General features: G+C 74.1%; 5 protein-coding genes and 1 tRNA gene. 5 read left to right on the top strand and 1 reads right to left on the bottom strand.

Going from position 1 to position 18,122, the window contains the following annotated elements; translation table 11 throughout:
- Positions 1-116 precede the first annotated feature (116 nt).
- The gene (locus ACLQ2R_RS18885; RefSeq protein ID WP_425961197.1) at positions 117-749 is read right to left on the bottom strand and encodes an ANTAR domain-containing response regulator; all 633 of its coding nucleotides are present in this window, start codon (positions 747-749) and stop codon (positions 117-119) included.
- A 117-nt stretch (positions 750-866) separates the two neighbouring features.
- Here ACLQ2R_RS18885 and ACLQ2R_RS18880 point away from each other — a divergent pair.
- The 5 genes from ACLQ2R_RS18880 (at position 867) to ACLQ2R_RS18860 (ending at position 17,974) form a co-directional block, all read left to right on the top strand.
- A tRNA-Leu gene (locus ACLQ2R_RS18880) sits at positions 867-941 on the top strand.
- Between the two features lie 162 nt (positions 942-1,103).
- Positions 1,104-1,745 carry a GNAT family N-acetyltransferase gene (locus ACLQ2R_RS18875; RefSeq protein WP_425961196.1) on the top strand — a complete coding sequence of 214 codons (642 nt, stop codon included), beginning with the start codon at positions 1,104-1,106 and terminating at the stop codon, positions 1,743-1,745.
- Positions 1,746-1,987: 242 nt separating this feature from the next.
- The gene (locus ACLQ2R_RS18870; RefSeq protein ID WP_425961194.1) at positions 1,988-8,995 is read left to right on the top strand and encodes an amino acid adenylation domain-containing protein; all 7,008 of its coding nucleotides are present in this window, start codon (positions 1,988-1,990) and stop codon (positions 8,993-8,995) included.
- Positions 8,995-12,288, top strand: coding sequence for a non-ribosomal peptide synthetase (locus tag ACLQ2R_RS18865; protein WP_425961193.1), 3,294 nt, complete (start codon positions 8,995-8,997; stop codon positions 12,286-12,288). Before ACLQ2R_RS18870 ends, ACLQ2R_RS18865 begins: the two co-directional genes overlap by 1 nt.
- A 310-nt stretch (positions 12,289-12,598) precedes the next feature.
- Positions 12,599-17,974 carry an amino acid adenylation domain-containing protein gene (locus ACLQ2R_RS18860; RefSeq protein WP_425961192.1) on the top strand — a complete coding sequence of 1,792 codons (5,376 nt, stop codon included), beginning with the start codon at positions 12,599-12,601 and terminating at the stop codon, positions 17,972-17,974.
- Positions 17,975-18,122: the final 148 nt, after the last annotated feature.

The following is an 18,122-nucleotide window of genomic DNA, read 5'->3' as shown; positions in this document are numbered from 1 at the left end:
AAGTCGCTCCGGCCCTGGGTGTCCCCTGTCAGGCCGGGGGTGTCCCGGTGTCAGGACCCGTGTGTCCGTGTCCGCGTCCGGGCCCGGGTGTCCCCGTCCGGGCGCGGGTGTCCGGGTCAGGCCTCGGGTGTCCCGGCGTCCGGTCCGGTGGTCCCCGCGTCCGCGGTGGCGGCCGTGCCGGTGTCGGCCACCACGATCTGCGCCACCTGCCGCATGCTCAGCCGCCGGTCCATCGACGCCTTCTGGATCCACCGGAACGCCTGGGGCTCGCTCCAGGCGTGCCGCTCCATCAGCAGGCCCTTGGCCCGCTCGACGAGCTTGCGCGTCTCCAGCCGCTCGGAGAGGGTCCCCACCTCGCGCTCCAGCGCGGCCATCTCCTGGTGCCTGCTGACCGCCATCTCGATCGCCGGCACCAGGTCGGACTTGGTGAACGGCTTCACCAGGTACGCCATCGCGCCGGCGTCCCTCGCCCGCTCCACCAGGTCGCGCTGCGAGAAGGCGGTGAGGATCAGGCAGGGGGCGATCCGCTGCGACACGATCTGCTCGGCCGCGGAGATCCCGTCCAGGATGGGCATCTTCACATCCAGGATCACCAGATCCGGCCGGTGCTCCAGCGCCAGCGTGACCGCCGACTCCCCGTCACCGGCCTCCGCGACGACCGCATACCCCTCCTCCTCCAGCATCTCCTTGAGGTCGAGACGGATCAGAGCCTCGTCTTCCGCGATCACCACTCGCCGCTGCGTACTCACGAGCAAGAGAGTACCGACGTCCGCTAGATTGGGACCACGCCGGTACCGGTCAAGGGATCGTCATCGGCTAGGCTGCACGGCAAGCGTTTTGGATGATTCGGACATGTTCGAATCTCTGCCCCGGTACCCCAATTGGCATGAGGGAGCGGATTCAAAACCCGTACAGTGTGGGTTCGAGTCCCACCCGGGGCACGACATCGGCCGCCCGGCTGCTCAGCCGGGCGGTTTTTCGTGTCACCACGCCCGGCTTTCCTGCCACGGGCCCCCGCCCCCCCCCTTCCCCCGCGAGGGCAGGCGCGCGGGCGAGTAGGTTGCTCACCAGTGACGTGACGTGGTGCGACCGGAGGTGGCGGCGTGGAGGCTGCAGGAGACGGCGGGCCGGAGCGGGGGGCCGGGGACGGCTCCCGGGTGCGCCTTCCCGAGCACGTGAGGCTGACCGGTGACGGGGTGGTGCTGCGGGAGTGGGAGGACGGCGACCTCGACGCGATGGTGACGCTGTTCGACGACCCCCAGGTGGCCTACTGGACGCCGCTGGTCTCGCCCTTCGGCCTCCAGGCGGCGCGGACCTATCTGGAGCGGTCCCGGCAGCGGCGGGCGGCCGGGGAGTCCGTGCAACTGGTGATCACCGTGGACGGGGGCGAGCCCGCCGGCGAGGTCCTGCTGATGTTCAGGGGGCTGGGCCCCGACCTGGCCGCGATCGGCTACAGCGTGGGAGCCGCCCACCGGGGACGCGGGCTGGCGACGGCGGCGGTGCGGCTGATGACGGAGTACGCCCGGGAGACGGTCGGGGTGGACCGGCTGCTGCTGGAGATCGAGGACGACAACGCCCCGAGCGTGGCGGTGGCCCGCGCCACGGGATACCGCCTGACGGACGCGCCACCGGCGCCCGCGGAGGGGAAGGGGCGGTCGATCACGCTGCGCACCTGGGAGTACGCGGAGCCCGGCGCGCGTGACGGGAACGAGGGGAACGGCGGGAAAAGCGGGGGCACGACGTGAGGCGGACGCGACGCCGGCGGGACGCGGCGTGAACGGAACGTCGTGTGGAGGGGAGACACGGCGCGAGTGTGCCGAAATGTGAACGAATGGTGACTTCAATCGTGATTTTCGTTGATCTCACCCGGGTTCGACAGATATGCATGGGTATCTGTGATCCCGAGGAAGGGGAAGTGGTCGTGTAGCGATCCGGCGTGCTTGTCGCCGCGGAGCGTTCCCCACCCCCCGCGGAAAGTGAGACCTGTGTGAGCTCCCCGCCTGGCCCGTCTCCCAGCAGCACCCAGCTCTCCGAGGCCAAGCGAGCACTACTGGAGAAACGCTTACGCCGGCGCGCACCGGATCCGGCGTACACGATCCCCCGGCGGGCGCCGGGACAGGCCGCGCCGCTCTCGTTCGGGCAGGAGCGGCTGTGGTTCATGGACCGCTTCGCCCCGGGAACCGGCGCGTACACGATCCCGATGACGCTGCGCCTGAGGGGCCGGCTGGACGTGGCGGCGCTGGAGCGGGCCGTGGGGACGGTCGTCGCCCGGCACGAGAGCCTGCGGACCCTGTTCCCCTCCGACGAGGACGGGCGCCCGTCGGCGGTGGTCGGGGAACGCGTGGAGGTCCCGCTCGAGCGGGCCCGCGCGAGCGACCTGAAGGACGCGCTGCGGGTGGTGAGCGACGCGGCGGCGGCACCGTTCGACCTGTCGCGGGGGCCGCTGCTGCGGGTGCTGCTGGTCCGGGTGGACCACGCCCCGGACACCGACGACGCTCGCGAGGCCGGGACCGAGGACGGGGATGGGGCCGGGGACGCGCGGGCCGGGGACGCGCGGGCCGGGGACGCCGGGGACGTGCGGGACGCTCGCGGGACCGTGGCCGGGTACGCGCCGGCCGGGGACGCCGAGGAGCACGTGCTGCTGGTCGCCCTTCACCACATCTGCGGTGACGGCTGGTCCGCCGACATCCTGGCCGGGGAGCTGGGAGCCTGCTACGCGGGGAAGGAACCGCCCGCGCCCGCCCTGCAGTACGGCGACTACGCGCTCTGGCAGCGGGAGCGGCCCACCTCGGAGGCGAGCCTGGCGTACTGGCGGTCGCGCCTGACCGGGGTGGCGCCGCTGGAGCTTCCGCTGGACGGGCGGCGGCGCGGCGAGCAGACGTTCGCGGGCGCCTCGCGGGGGTTCTCGCTGAGCCCCGGGCTGACGGAACGGCTGACGCGGCTGGCGCGGGAGTCGGACGCGACGCTGTACATGGTGCTGCTCGCGGCCTACCAGGTGCTGCTGGGGCGCTACGCGCGCCAGGAGGACTTCGCGGTCGGCTCCCCGGTGGGCGGGCGGCCCCGCCGGGAGCTGGAGAGCGTGATCGGCATGTTCGTGAACGTGCTGGCCATGCGGGCCGACCTGTCGGGGGACCCGACGTTCTCCGAGCTGCTGGCCCGGGTCAGGAGGACCACGACGGAGGCGTACGAGCACCAGGAGCTGCCGTTCGAGCAGCTCGTCGGGGAGCTGGGCGTCGAGCGGGACGTGAGCCGCTCGCCGGTGTTCCAGACGGTCTTCGCGCTGCAGAGCTACGGCAGCAGGGAGGCGACGCGCTGGCCGGGGCTGGAGGTGGAGCCGTTCGAGTTCGAGGCCCGCGCGACGCGTTTCGACCTGGAGCTGTTCCTGACCGAGCAGCCGGACGGCATGGGCGGGTTGTTCGTCTACAACCGCGACCTGTTCGACGCGGCCACGGTCGAGGGGATGGTCACCCAGCTGCGGACGCTGCTGGAGGCGGTGGTCGCCGCCCCGGCCGCGCGCGTCTCGGAGCTGGACGTCCTCTCGGCCGGGGAACGGGAGCGCGTGCTGGCGTGCGCGGCGGGACCGGGCGAGCCGTACCGGGACGGGGCGACGCTGGGCGGGATGTTCGAGGAGCAGGTGGCGCGGACGCCCGGCGCGGTGGCGGTGGAGTTCGAGGGTGAGCGCCTGACGTACGCGGAGCTGGAGACGCGGGCCAACCGGCTGGCGCACCGGCTGCGGGAGCTGGGGGTGGGGCGCGGCTCGCTGGTGGCGGTGTGCGCGGAGCGGTCGGTCGAGCTGGTGGTGGCGCTGCTGGGCGTGGTCAAGGCGGGCGGGGCGTACGTGCCGCTGGATCCGGACTACCCGCCGGAGCGGCTGGCGTTCATGCTGGCCGACGCGGCCGTGCCGGTGCTGCTGGCGCAGCGGGCGGTGCTGGAGACGCTCCCCGAGCTGCGGGACGCGGCCACGAGGGCGGCGGGCACGGCGGCGGATGTGTCTCCGGGGGGGACGGCCACCGGGGTGGTGACGGTGGTGCTCGACGATCCGCTGGACGGGCCGGGCACGCCGGTGGAGCCGTCCGCGACCTCGGCGGACGCGGCGTACATGATCTACACCTCGGGATCGACCGGGCGCCCCAAGGGGGTGCCCAACAGCCACGCGGGCATCCGCAACCGGCTGGGCTGGATGCAGGAGACCTACCGGCTGACCGGCGACGACGTGGTGCTGCAGAAGACCCCCGCCGGGTTCGACGTGTCGGTGTGGGAGTTCTTCTGGCCGCTGGTGACCGGCGCGCGGCTGGTGCTGGCCCGTCCTGGCGGGCACCGGGACGCGGCGTACCTGCGCGACCTGATCGTGCACCGCAAGGTGACGACGACGCACTTCGTGCCCTCGATGCTGGCGGCGTTCCTGGAGGAGGAGGGCGTCGAGGCGTGCGGGTCGCTGCGGCGGGTGGTGTGCAGCGGCGAGGAGCTGCCCGTCCACGTGGCCGCGCGGCTCTTCGACCGGCTGCCGGGCACGGAGCTGTACAACCTGTACGGGCCGACGGAGGCGGCGATCGACGTGAGCCTGTGGCGGTGCCGCCCGGGTGAGGAGCGGATCCCGATCGGGCATCCGGTGCGGAACACGTCGCTGTACGTGCTGGACGGGCAGCTGCGCCCGGTGCCGTTCGGGGTGCCCGGGGAGCTGCACATCGGCGGGGTCCAGGTGGCGATGGGCTACCACGCCCGGCCCGGCCTGACGGCCGAGCGGTTCGTGCCCGACCCGTTCGGGGAGCCGGGGTCGCGGCTGTACCGGACCGGCGACCTGGCGCGGCTCCGGCGTGACGGTGCCGTCGAGTTCCTGGGGCGGATCGACCACCAGGTGAAGATCCGCGGGCAGCGGATCGAGCCGGGCGAGATCGAGGCGGCGCTGCGCGCGCTGCCCGGGGTGCGCGAGGCGGTGGTCACGGTGCGGGAGGACGGCGCGCCGGGTGACCGGCGGCTGGTGGCGTACGTGGTCCCGGCACCGGGTGAGGCGCCGGGGGCCGCGGAGGGAACGGCGGACGGGACCGCGAACGGCGCCGCGAACGGGACGACGGGCGGTGCGACGGGCGGAGCGGCGGGCAAGGCCGCGGGCGGGACGGCGGACGGAGCCGCGGGCGGGACGGCGACGGACGGGGCGGAGCTGCGGCGGGCGCTGAAGCTGACGCTTCCCGAGCACATGGTTCCGGCGGCGTTCGTGGTGCTGGACGCGCTGCCGCTGAGCCCGAACGGCAAGCTGGACCGCGCCGCGCTGCCCGCGCCCGGCCGGCCCGCCGAGACGGCGGGGCCCGGGGCCGAGCCCCGGACGCCGGTGGAGCGGGCGATCGCCGAGATCTGGGGGGAGCTGCTGGGCGTGGAGTCGGTCGGCGCCGACGGGGACTTCTTCGCGCTGGGCGGTCACTCGCTGGTCGCGATCCAGGCGGTGGCGCGGATGCGCAAGTCGCTGCCGATGGTCGGGGGCCGGGCGGTCGGGGTGATGGACCTGTTCAAGCACTCGACGGTGCGCGAGCTGGCCGCGCTGGTGGAACGGCCCACGGGCCCGTCGGGGCCGCGGAGCCTGCTGTACGAGCTGACCGCGCCGGGGCCGCGGCTGATGACGTACGTGTGCGTGCCGTACGGCGGCGGCAGCCCGCTGATCTTCCAGCCGCTGGCCGACGCGCTGCCGGACGGGTGCGCGCTGCACGCGCTGGCCTTCCCCGGGCACGACCCGGGACTGCCGGACGAGGAGACGCGGCCGTTCGAGGAGGTCGCGGACCTGTGCGTGCAGGAGATCCTGGCGAACGTGGAGGGCCCGCTGGCGCTGTACGGGCACTGCGGCATCGGCGGGGCGCTGGTGGTGGAGGTCGCGCGGCGGCTGGAGGCGCGGGGACGCGCTCTGGAGGCGGTGTACATCGGCGCGATCTTCCCGTTCGCCCGGCCCCGGGGGCGGATCATGGGGCCGCTGGCCCGGCTGACCCGCTACGACCGGTTGCGCGGCGACCGGGTGTACGAGAACCGGATGAAGTCGATGGGCACCGACATCTCGGGGCTGGACGACGAGCAGATCCGGTTCATGGTGCGCAACCAGCGGCAGGACACGCTGATCGCGGAGGAGATCTTCACGCGGGCGCTGGCGGAGAAGGTGGAGCGGCTGCGGGCGCCGGTGGTCTCGGTGGTGGGCGAGCAGGACCCGACGACCGACTACTACCTGGAGCGCTACCGGGAGTGGCACTTCCTCAGCGACACGGCCGCGCTGGTCATCCTGGATGAAGCCGGTCACTATTTCCTGAAATATCGGGCGGCTGAGCTGTCGGAGATCCTCACCAACACGCACATCGCCATCGGGTACGACGCCGCCGACACCCTGGACCGGCCCTCCCGGGGCCCGGGGGCGGGTTGGTGGGTCGAGGAGGTCTCCCTCCGCTCCCCCGAGCCCGGCGAGGCCGACCCGGCCCCGGCGGCGACGGACACCGGCACGAACACGGACGCGAACGCGAGCACGGGCACGAACGCGAACGCGGACACGAACGCGGACGCGGACGCGGACGCGGGCACGACGGGAACCGGGACGCCCGCACCGGCCGTAGCGCCACCGCCCCCCGTGCCCAGGTCGGCGACGAGGGCCGCGCCGGTGAGAACGGCACCCGCGCGCAAGGCGCCGCCGCCCAGCCTGCGGCGGTTCCTGATCGTCTCGGTGTTCCAGCTCGTCTCGATGGTGGGCACCGCGATCACCGACTTCGCGATCCCGGTGTGGATCTACCTGACCACCGGGTCGCTGGTGGACTTCGCGCTGTTCGTGGCCCTGTCGATCATGCCGGGCGTGGTGGTCGCGCCGCTGGCCGGAGCGCTGGTGGACCGGTCGAGCCGGCGCTCGATGATGATCCTCGGCAACTGCATGGCCGGGGGCACGCAACTGGTCCTGGGCATGCTGTTCTGGACCGGCACGCTGCAGATCTGGCACATCTACCCGCTGACGGTGTGTCTGTCGATCGCGTTGATCTTCCAGCGGCTGGGCTTCACCACCGCGCTCCCCCAGCTCGTCCCCAAGGAGTACATGGGACACGCGGCCGGGGTGGTCCAGATGGTGATCGGCACCGCGCAGTTCGCGGCGCCGCTGCTGGCCGTGGCGCTGCTCTCCTCGATCGGCCTGGGCGGCATCCTCGTGGTCGACGTGGCGAGCTTCGTGCTGGTGCTGGGCGCCCTGCTGCTGATCCGCTTCCCGGACACGATGGCGCACTCGCCCAGGGAGCCGCTCTCCAAGGAGATCAGGCAGGGCCTGCGGATGTCGATCGGCAACCGCCACCTGCGGGCGGCGATGATCTACTTCGCGACGCTCAACGTGATGCTCGCCGCGCTGCTGCTGTCGATCACGCCGCTGGTGCTGTCGTTCTCCACGCTGACCGTCGCCGGTCAGATCTCCTTCGTCGGCGGCCTGGGCGGGGCGCTGGGCGGCATGGTGATCGCGCTGTGGGGCGGGCCCCGGCGCCGGCGGATGCGCGGGGTGCTGCTGGCGACGCTGGCGCTCTCGGTGTTCGCGGTGATCACCGGCCTGCAGCCCTCCGCGCTGGTGGTGGGGATCGGCGCGTTCGGCCTGTGGGGCTGCCTGTCGATCGTCAACGGCACCTTCCTGACGATCATCCACACCAAGGTGCCGCAGCGCTTCCACGGCCGGGTGCAGTCGCTCAACCAGATGGTGTCGTGGTCGACGCTGCCGATCGGCATGGCGGTGGTCGCGCCGCTGGGCGAGCGGCTGCTGAACCCGCTGATGATGCCCGAGGGGGCGCTGGCGCCGACGGTGGGCGCCGTGATCGGCGTCGGTCCCGGACGCGGGGTGGCGCTGATGTACATCGTGCTGGGCCTGGGCATCGCGGTGCACGTGCTGATCTCGATGCGCACCCGGGTGCTGTCCACGTTCGACGACGAGATGCCCGACGCCCCGCCGGACGACCTGGTGGGCGCGGAGATCCTGCGCGAGCGGGTGGGCAACCGGGTGAGCGTGTCGTGGACCGCGCCGGCGTTCGCCAAGGCGATCACCATGCCGCTGCCGGTGGAGCGGGCACGGGCGCTGCTGAGCGGCCCGTGCCCGGACGCCGAGGTGCGCGGGGTGAGACTGCGCACCGGCGGGGAGATCAGCGCGGTGTACGAGGTCGAGTGCGCCGACCGGGACCTGATCGTGAAGATCTACCCGAACGTGCTGGCGGCCCGGCTGCACAAGGAGGTGGGCGTCTACGCGCTGCTGCGCGGCAGCGGCGCCGCGTGCCCGGAGGTGGTCCACTGGGACGACTCGCGGCGCGACCTGCCCTACCCGTACTCGGTGATGACGAAGGTGGCCGGACGGCCGCTGTCGGAGGTGTCGTCCGGGCTGTCGGGCGAGGAGATCGCCCCGCTCTACCGGGAGATGGGCCGGACGCTGCGGGCGATCCACGGCGTGCGGGTGGAGGGCTTCGGACCTGTCGAGGGGCCGATGGAGTCCTCCAACGACGCCTTCTTCGGCGCGCGGATGGAGACGCTGCTGGCGCAGTTCGTCGAGTTCGGCGGGGAGGCGGAGCTGCACGCGGAGCTGACCGGCCGGATCGGGCGCGACCGGCACCTGCTGGCGCGCTGCACCGAGCCGGTGCTGTGCCACTACGACTTCCACGAACGCAACGTGATGGTCGAGAGGCACGACGGGTCGGCCGTCCGCAACGGCTCGAACGGCTCGGGCGGAGCGGCCGGGCCGCTGCGGATGACCGGTGTCATCGACATGGAGAACGCGCTGGGCGGCGACCCGCTGATGGACCTGGCGCGGACCGACTACTTCGCGGTCAGGGGCGACGAGGAGCTGCGGCGCCACCTGCTGGAGGGGTACGGGGACCTGCCGGAGGACCAGGCCGAGCGCCTCGCCTTCTACCGGCTCTGCCACGCCCTGGAGCAGTGGCACTGGCTGGCCACCCTGGGCGAGACGGCCGCCCTGCCCACGATCGCCGACCAGCTCCGCGAATGCCTGAAGGAGAAAGTGTGATGGACGTCTTCCCCGCCTCGTTCGCCCAGGAGCGGATCTGGTTCCTGCACGAGCTCATGCCGGAGCTGGCCGTCTACAACGTCGCCTGGGTCTCGGAGCTGACCGCCATGCGGCCGGTGGATCCCGGGCTGCTGGAGCGGGCACTGGAGGCGTTGGCCGGCCGGCACGAGTCGCTGCGGACCACGTTCGAGCTGCGCGACGAGCAGGTGGTGCAGGCGGTCGCGGACCGGGTGCCGGTCGAGCTCGCCAGGACGGACCTGTCGGGCCTGACGCCCGAGGCGTCCTCGGCGGAGTTCGAGCGGATCGCCGCCGGGGACGCGCGCCGGCCCTTCCGCCTGGACACCGCCCCGCTGTGGCGGATGCGGCTGGTGACGCTGGGCGGCGGGCGGTGGCGGCTGGTGGGCGTCCTGCACCACACGATCTTCGACGCCTGGTCCTCCGGGGTGTTCTCGCGGGAGCTGAGCGAGATCTACCTGGCCCTGCGCGAAGGCCGCGCGCCGGAGCTGCCCGAGCTGCCGATCCAGTACGCCGACTACGCGGCCTGGCAGCGCGGCCGGCTGGGCGGCGGCGAGCTCGACGCCGGCCTGGCCTACTGGCGGGAGCGGCTGCGCGGCAGCGTACCGCTGGAGGTGCCGGGCGACCGGCCGCGCCCGGCACAGCTGAGGTACCTGGGCGCCTCGGTGGACTTCACCGTGCCCGAGGAGCTGTCGGCCCGGGTGGGCGCGCTGGCCAGGTCGCGCAGCACCACCCCGTTCACGGTGCTGCTGACGGCGTTCTCGGCGCTGCTGGCGCGCTGGAGCGGGCGCACGGACGTGGTGGTGGGCTCACCCGTGGCCGGGCGCGAGCTGCCCGAGCTGGACGCCCTGATCGGCATGTTCGTCAACACGCTGCCGCTGCGCAGCGACCTGGGGGGCGACCCGTCGTTCGCCGAGGCGCTGGACCGGGTCCGCACGACCGTGCTGGAGGCGTTCGACCACCAGAACGTGCCGTTCGCCAAGCTGGTGGAGGTGGTGGACCCGCCGCGCGACCCGGGCAGGACGCCGCTGTTCCAGGTGGGGTTCAACCAGATCGCGACGGACGGGCGCGGCCGGTACGGCAACGGCACCTCCCAGACCGACCTGACGATGGAGCTGCACAACCCCGCGGGCGCGCTGGAGGGCTGGATCGAGTACAGCACGGACCTGTACGACGAGGCGACGATCCGCCGCCTGACGTCGGGGTTCCTGACGCTGCTCGGCGCCGCCGTGGCCGACCCGGACCTGCCGCTGTCGCGGCTGCCGGTGATGGACGGCGCGGAGCGGGAGCGGGTGCTGTCCTCCTGGCACGGGCCCGCCCCCTCCTACCCGGAGCGCTGCCTGCACGAGCTGATCGCCGAGCGGGCCGGACGGGCGCCGGACGCGCCCGCGGTGATCTGGGGCGAGGGCGAGCTGACGTACGGGGAGCTGGAGCGGCGGGCGGGCGTGCTGGCCCGGCGGCTGCGCGAGCGCGGCGTGCGGGCCGAGACGCCGGTCGCGGTCTGCCTGCCGCGCGGCCCGGAGCTGCTGGTGGCGCTGCTGGCGGTGCTGAAGGCGGGCGGGTGCTACGTGCCGCTCGACCCGGACTACCCGGCGGACCGGCTGGCCTTCATGCTCTCCGACTCGGGCAGCCCGCTGCTGCTGACCCGCTCGACGATGGTGGAGCGGCTTCCGGCCAGCCATCCCCCGGCGATCCTGATGGACGCGCTGCCCATGAACGGCGGGCCCGTCCTGGAGCCCGAGCCGCTCTCCCCGGACGCGCCCGCGTACGTGATCTACACCTCGGGCTCGACGGGCAGGCCCAAGGGGGTGGTGGTGCCGCACCGGGGGGTGGTGAACCTGGTCACCGGGTTCGGCTTCACCGAGCGGGAGCGGATGCTGCTGCTGACCTCGCTCTCGTTCGACATCGCGGCGCTGGAGATCTTCGGTCCGCTGACCGCGGGCGGCGCGGTGGTGCTGGCTCCCCCGTACGGGAACGGCGGGCTGGCGGAGCTGGTGACGCGGACCGGGGTGACGACGGTGCAGGCGCCGCCGTCGGTGCTGGAGGAGATCACCGAGCGGCTGCCGGCCGGGCTGGGCCGGGTGTTCAGCGGCGGGGAGCCGCTGTCGGTGGCGCTGGCCGCGCGGATCCGGCGGGTCGCCGGTGAGCTGTGGAACCTCTACGGGCCGACGGAGACGACGATCTGGTCGCTGGCCCACCGGGTGCCCGACGGCGCGGAGTCGATGTCGATCGGCACACCGGTCGCGGGCACGACGGCGTACGTGCTGGACGAGCGGATGGAGCCGGTGCCGGTCGGGGTGGCCGGGGAGCTGTTCCTGGGGGGCGACGGGGTGGCGCGCGGGTACCGGGGGCGGCCCGGGCTGACCGCCGAGCGCTTCGTGCCCGACCCGTTCGGCGACGGCACCCGCCTGTACCGCACCGGGGACCTGGTGCGGCGGTCGGCCGACGGCACCCTGGAGTTCCTGGGACGCGCCGACGACCAGGTGAAGGTGCGCGGGGTGCGGATCGAGCTGGGCGAGGTGGAGGCGGCACTGGCGGCGTACCCGGGGGTGCGCCGGGTGGTCGCCGCGGTCCGCGACGACGCTCCGGGCGGCCGGGCACTGGTCGCGTACGTCGACATGGCCCCCGCGACCGGCGCGGGCGCCGCCCCTGACGGCTCTGACGGCTCTGACGGCTCTGGCGGCTCTGGCGGCTCTGGCGGCTCTGGCGGCTCTGGCGGCTCTGGCGGCTCTGGCGGCTCTGGCGGCTCGGACGGCCGCGCGGGCGGTGAGGCGGCTCCCGGGGGCGGGGTGCCGTCCGGGGAGCTGCGGGCGTTCCTGGCGTCGCGGCTGCCCGCCACGATGGTGCCGAGCCTCTTCGTGCCGCTGGAGCGGGTGCCCCGGCTGCCCAACGGCAAGCTCGACCGCTCCGCGCTGCCCTCCCCCGCCGACGCCGGTGACGCGCCGGACACGACGGCCCCGCCCGCCGCCCCGGACACGGCGAGCGAGGAGCTGGTGCACGAGATCTGGTGCGAGGTGCTGGGCCGCAAGGGCTTCGGCGTCGACGACGACTTCTTCGAGGTCGGCGGGCACTCGCTGCTCGGCACCAAGGTGGTCGCCAGGATCTGCTCGGCGGTGGGGATCGACCTGCCGCTCAACGCCCTGTTCGAAACCCGCTCGGTCCGCCGCCTCGCCCTGGTGGTGGAGGAGACGCTGGCCGCCGAGATCGACCGGCTGACCGACGAGGAGGCCGAGCGAATCGCCGACGACTACGACCGGGATGACAGCGTGGTGAACTGACGACCGAAATTGGTATTTCGGCCATTTGCTCTCGGTCAACGCGTCATGACATCAGGTGACCGTCCACCCCCGCGCTTCGCGACAGAGGGAAGTGGACGGTCACCTTCCGTCTAACAGAACACTGTGACCTGCGGTGATTCTGGACGGTCAATGCCCGCAGGGATCTTGAGGGACAGCCGAAACCGGCATTCCGACACAGGTTTAACTTTCAACCCTTGACTGCCCCCTGAGACAAACATTAGGAATGACTGGCTTGAGGCTTGTGAATACTTGACAGGGTAAAAACCCTGTTTGGGGCTATGGGGGGTGGATGCTCGAAGCGACGCGGGATGACTCGTCGTCCGCATCGGTGACCGGAGGGCCGTTCACCTCTCCGGAACCGCCGGCGGCTCCCGCTCCCGCCTCCTGGACGGCCGGACCGGCGCACACCGCTCCGGAGGCGCTGCTCTGCGACCTCATCGCCGCCCAGGCGGCACGGACACCCTCCGCGCCCGCGATCCGGCAGTGGGGGAACCGTCTCACCTACCGGGGGCTGATGGACGCGGCCACCGCCCTTGCGCTGCGGTTACGTGCCCTGGGAGTGGGTCCTGAGGACCGGGTGGGGCTCTGCGCCGGGCGCACTCCCCTGATGCCCGTCGCCGCCCTGGGCATCATGATGGCCGGTGGCGCGTACGTCCCCCTGGACCCGGCGCACCCACGCCGCAGGCTGGACGAGGTGCTCGACGACGCCGGTGTCACGATCGTGGTGACCGACGCCCGCGGGCACGGGCTGCTGGCCGGCTGCGGGCGGGTCCTGGTCGAGCCGGAAATCGGCACGGGGACCGGAACCGTGTCCGAAATTACCGCTCACGCCCCGGCAGGCACCCCTTCCGTCACACCGGCCGCAGCGGTGAGCGGCGCCCCGGCGACCCCGGCGTCCGAAACCGGCGATACGCCCCCCGCGACCGGCGCCGTGACCGAAACCGGCCCCGCGACGGCGACCGGTACCGCGAGCGGAACCGGCGACGCGAGCGGCCGCACGGGCGGAACCGGTGACGCGACCGCGGGAACGGGTGCCGGGGAGACGATCACCGGCGGCGGCGGTGACACCCGCGGCGGTGTCCGTCCCGGGAACGCCGCCTACGTGCTCTACACCTCGGGATCGACGGGGCGGCCCAAGGGAGTGGTCGTGAACCACTCCTCGGTGGTCGCCTTCGTCACCGCCTCGGCGGCCCACTTCGGCCTGGACGCCACGTGCCGGTCGATCGCCTTCTCCGCGCTCGGGTTCGACGTCTCGGTGCTCGACATGTTCACCCCCCTCACCGCCGGCGGGTGCGTGCAGCTGGTCCCGGACGAGGACAGGTCCGACCCGGGCCGCCTCCAGCGCTTCCTGGAGGCGCACGACGTCACCTGGGGCTTCATCCCCCCGGCGCTGCTGCCGCTGGTCGACCCGGCCGGGCTGCCGCACCTGCGCGACCTGGTCACCGCGGGCGAGCCGCCCGGCCCGGAGCAGGTCGAGCGCTGGTCGGCGCGGACGCGTTTCCACAACTGGTACGGCCCCACCGAGACGACCGTGTGCGTGGTCGGCACCGAGCTGTCGGGCACCTGGGAGCGGTCGCTGCCGATCGGGTTCCCGCTGGGCGGCTGCCGGGCGCACATCCTGGACGAGGACATGCGCGAGTGTCCCGTCGGCGTCCCCGGCGAGCTGTACATCGGCGGGCCGCAGGTGAGCCGCGGCTACCTGGGCCTGCCCGGCATGACGGCCGGCAGGTTCGTGCCCGACCCGTTCTCCGGGACACCGGGGACGCGGCTCTACCGCACCGGTGACCACGTGGCCTGGCAGCCCGACGGCCGGATCGCCTTCATGGGGCGGCTGGACCGGCAGGTGAAGATCCAGGGACAGCGGGTCGAGATCGGCGAGGTCGAGTCGGTCATCCGGGCCCACCCCGGGGTGACGCAGGCCGTGGTCGACGCCCCCGGCGAGCTGGTGGCCTACCTCGCGCCGCTGGACGCGCCCGACCAGGCCGCTCTGCGCGAGCACTGCGCGCGGCGCCTGCCGGTGTACATGCTGCCCACCCGGGTGGTACGCGTCCCGGTCCTGCCGCTGAACTCCTCGGGCAAGGTCGACCTGGCCGCCCTGCGCGCCCTCCCCCGCGACGCCGCCCACGCCACCGGCACCGACGAAGCCGCCGGCACCGTCGGCACCGACAGCACCGACGGTGTCACCCGTGTCACCGGCGCCTCCGGCGACGCCGGTCTGGCCGGTATCTGGGCGCGGGTGCTGGACGCCCCCGCCCCGGCCGACGACGACGACTTCTTCGAGCGCGGCGGGCACTCGCTGCGGGCGATGCGCCTGGTCTCCGCCATCCGCGCCGAGCTCGGCCGGGACGTCTCGGTCGAGGACGTCTACGCGGCCCGTACCTACGGCGCCCTGTCGTCCGGCGTCGAGCAGGCGCCCCCGTGCGGCACCGGCGCCGGCACCGCCCTCGCGGATACGCCCGGCGCCTCGGACGCGCCGGGCACCCCGGGCGCCGAGGGGCCGTCGCTCTCGCCCGCGCAGCGGCGCATGTGGTTCGTCGAGCGGCTCGCCCCCGAGACGCCCGCCCACAACATCGCGATGGCCGAGCGGGTACGCGGCCCGCTCGACCAGGACACGCTCCGCGGCGCCCTGGAGGCCGTGGTGGCCCGGCACGAGGCGCTGCGCTGGCGGATCGCCTCCCGCGACGGCGTGCCGCACGTCTCGGTCGCCCCGCCCGGCGAGGTGCCCCTCCCGCTCGACGACCTGTCGGCCTACCCCTCCCCGGAGGTGGCGCTGGAGAGGCTGCTGCAGCGCGAGGCCCGCACGCGCTTCGACCTGGAGGCCGGGCCGCTGGTGCGGGCCAGGCTGCTGCGCCTGGCCGGCGACGACCACGTGCTCGCCGTGACCGTCCACCACATCGTCTTCGACGGCTGGTCCCAGGACGTCTTCTACCGCGACCTGAGCGCCGCCTACCGGGGCACCGACCCCGGGCCCGCCGGAGCGGCGTTCACCGACTACGTGGCCTGGTCCAGGGAGCGTTCGAACGGCGAGGCCGTCGACTGGTGGCGCGAGCACCTGCGCGACGCGCCCATGGTCCTCGACCTGCCCAGGGACGCCCCCCGGCCCCCCGTGCAGACCTTTTTTGGAGCGCTCCTGACAGCGGAGGTCGACTCCCGGGTCGGCGCCCTTGTCAGGGAACTGGCCCTGCGGATGGGGGTCACCCCGTACCCGGTGCTGCTGGCCGCGTTCGCCGAGCTGCTCTCCCGGCTGTCGGGGCAGGACGACCTGGTGGTCGGCACCCCGTACGCCGACCGGGGGCACGTAGCGTTCGAGTCGCTGGTCGGCATGTGCGTGCGCGTGCTGCCGCTGCGGCTGAGCCGGGACCCGGACTCCTCCTTCGAGGAGCACGTGGCCCGCTGCCGGGACGAGCTGTCGCGGGTGGTGGCGCACGGCGAGGTGCCGCTGGAGCGCGTGGTGGAGGCGTTGCGCGTCCCCCGCGACCTGGGGCGCAACCCGGTGACGCAGGTCATGTTCAACATGTACAACTTCGCCGAGCCCAAGCTCGACCTGCCCGGGTGCGTGACCGAGGCGCTGGCGGCCGGGCTGCCGGGCGCGCTGTTCGACCTGACGATGTACGTCAGCGAGCGCGGCGACGGCTACGCGCTGCAGCTCGTCTACAACCCCGACCTGTTCTCGGCCGCCAGGATGGAGGCCCTGCTGGCCTCCTACCGGCACCTGCTGGCGGGGCTGCTGGAGCGTCCCGCCGAGGCGGCGCGCCTGGCCGTGCTGTCGGAGCCGGAGCCCCCCGCCGAGCTGCCGGTCTGGGACGGGCCGGGGCCGCTGGAGACGCTGCACCCCGAGGTCGTGGTGGAAGGCGCGGGCCGGACCCTCGGGTACGACGGGCTGGTCGCGCTGCGCCGGCGCACGACCGGGGCGCTGCGCGCGGCCGGGGTCGAGCCGGGGCAGGCGGTCGCGGTGCTCGCGGCGCGGGTGCCCGAGCTTCCCGGCCTGCTGCTGGGGGTGCTGGCCTCCGGGGCCCGCTGGGTGATCCTGGACCCGGCCCACCCCGGGCCGGTGCTGTCCCGCCAGGCCGCCGCCGCCGGGGCCGTGGCCGTGCTGCGCTGCCCGGGAACGCCGGCCCTGCCGGGCCTGCCGGAGATCGTCCTGCCGGAGCCCGCTCCGGCGGAGGCTTCCGCGGAGACGTCGGCAGAGGCTCCGGCAGAGGTCTCCGCGCGGGCTTCGGCAGAGGCTCCGGCGGAGGCTTCCGCGCGGGCTTCGACGGGGCCCTCCCCGGCGGAGGCTCCGGCGGGGACCGGGCGCGGGTACCTCTCGCTCACCTCCGGGACCACCGGCGACCCCAAGCCGGTGCTGACCGGCGAGGGCCCGCTGGCGCACTTCGTCGCCTGGTACGCCGCCACCTTCGCGGTGACCCCCGGCGACCGGTTCGCCCTGCTCTCGGGCCTGGCGCACGACCCGGCGCTGCGCGACCTGTTCGTGCCGCTGGCCACCGGCGCCCGGCTCTGCATGCCCGAGCAGGACCTGCTGCGCGACCCCGCCCGGCTGGCCGCGTGGCTGCGCGAGCACCGCGTCGGCGTGCTGCACCTGACCCCGCAACTGGCCAGGATGCTCTGCGGGACCGGCGCGGCACTGCCCGACGTCCGGCTGATCGCGACCGGCGGCGACCGGCTCACCCAGGCCGACGCCGCGCGGCTGCGGCGGCTGGCCCCGGCCGCCCGCCTGGTCGCCTTCTACGGCACCACCGAGACGCCGCAGGCGCACGCCTGGCACGAGCTGCCCGAGCGGCCGCGCGAGAGCGCCGAGCCCGTCCCCGCCGGGCGCGGCATCGAGGGCAGCGAGCTGGTCGTCCTCGGCCGGCACGGCCGCCGGGCCGGGGTGGGCGAGCTCGGCGAGGTCGTGGTGCGCAGCGCCAACCTGGCGACCGGCTACCTCGACCCCGAGCTGACCCGGCTCCGCTTCACCGGCGGCTCCTTCGCCACCGGCGACCTGGGCCGGCTCAACCCGGACGGGACGGTGACGATCGCCGGGCGGCGCGACGACCAGGTGAAGGTCCGCGGCTTCCGGGTGGAGCCCGGCGAGGTGGAGGCCGCGCTGACCGCCCACCCCGAGGTCCGCGCCGCCGCCGCGGTGGCCGACCGGGGCGAGGGACGCGAGACCGTGCTGCACGCCTACGCGGTGCCCCGCAGGCCGGGACTGGCGCCGCAGCGGCTGCTGGAGCACCTGCGCGCGGTGCTGCCCGAGCACGCGGTGCCCGCCGAGGTCATCGTGGTGCCCGCGCTGCCGCTGACCCCCAACGGCAAGATCGACCGCGCCGCGCTGCGCCGCCCCGCCCCCCGGCAGGGCGACGGGGCCGGCGGCGAGGTGTCGGGGCCCACCGAGCGGGCCGTGGCCGAGGTGTGGCGGGCCGTGCTCGGCGTCCCGCGGGTCGGCGCCGCCGACAACTTCTTCGAGATCGGCGGTCACTCCCTGGCCATCGCCGCGGTCCAGGCCCGCCTGGGCTCGGCGCTCGGCCGGGAGATCCCGATCGTCGACCTGTTCCGCCATCCCACCATCCGCGCGCTCGCCGCGCACCTCGACGGTGGAGGCCCCACCCCCGGCCTCGACCGCGCCGCCCGGCGCCTCGCCGTCCGGCGAGACCGCCTCAAGGACCGCTCACGGAAACCGAGCTGAAACCACTGCCGCACACGAAGCCGGATCCGGGCCGACGACCCATCGGCCCGGAGCCCCGGACCACGACGTCCGCGACGCACACGACCCACACCGCGCTCACGGCGTCCCATACCGCTCGAACCCCCGCACCGGCGCCGACCGCGCCCAG

Source organism: Streptosporangium sp. DT93 (assembly GCF_049844535.1).
In the GTDB taxonomy this organism is placed as follows: domain Bacteria; phylum Actinomycetota; class Actinomycetes; order Streptosporangiales; family Streptosporangiaceae; genus Streptosporangium.
This window is presented reverse-complemented; position numbering and strand designations above follow the sequence as displayed.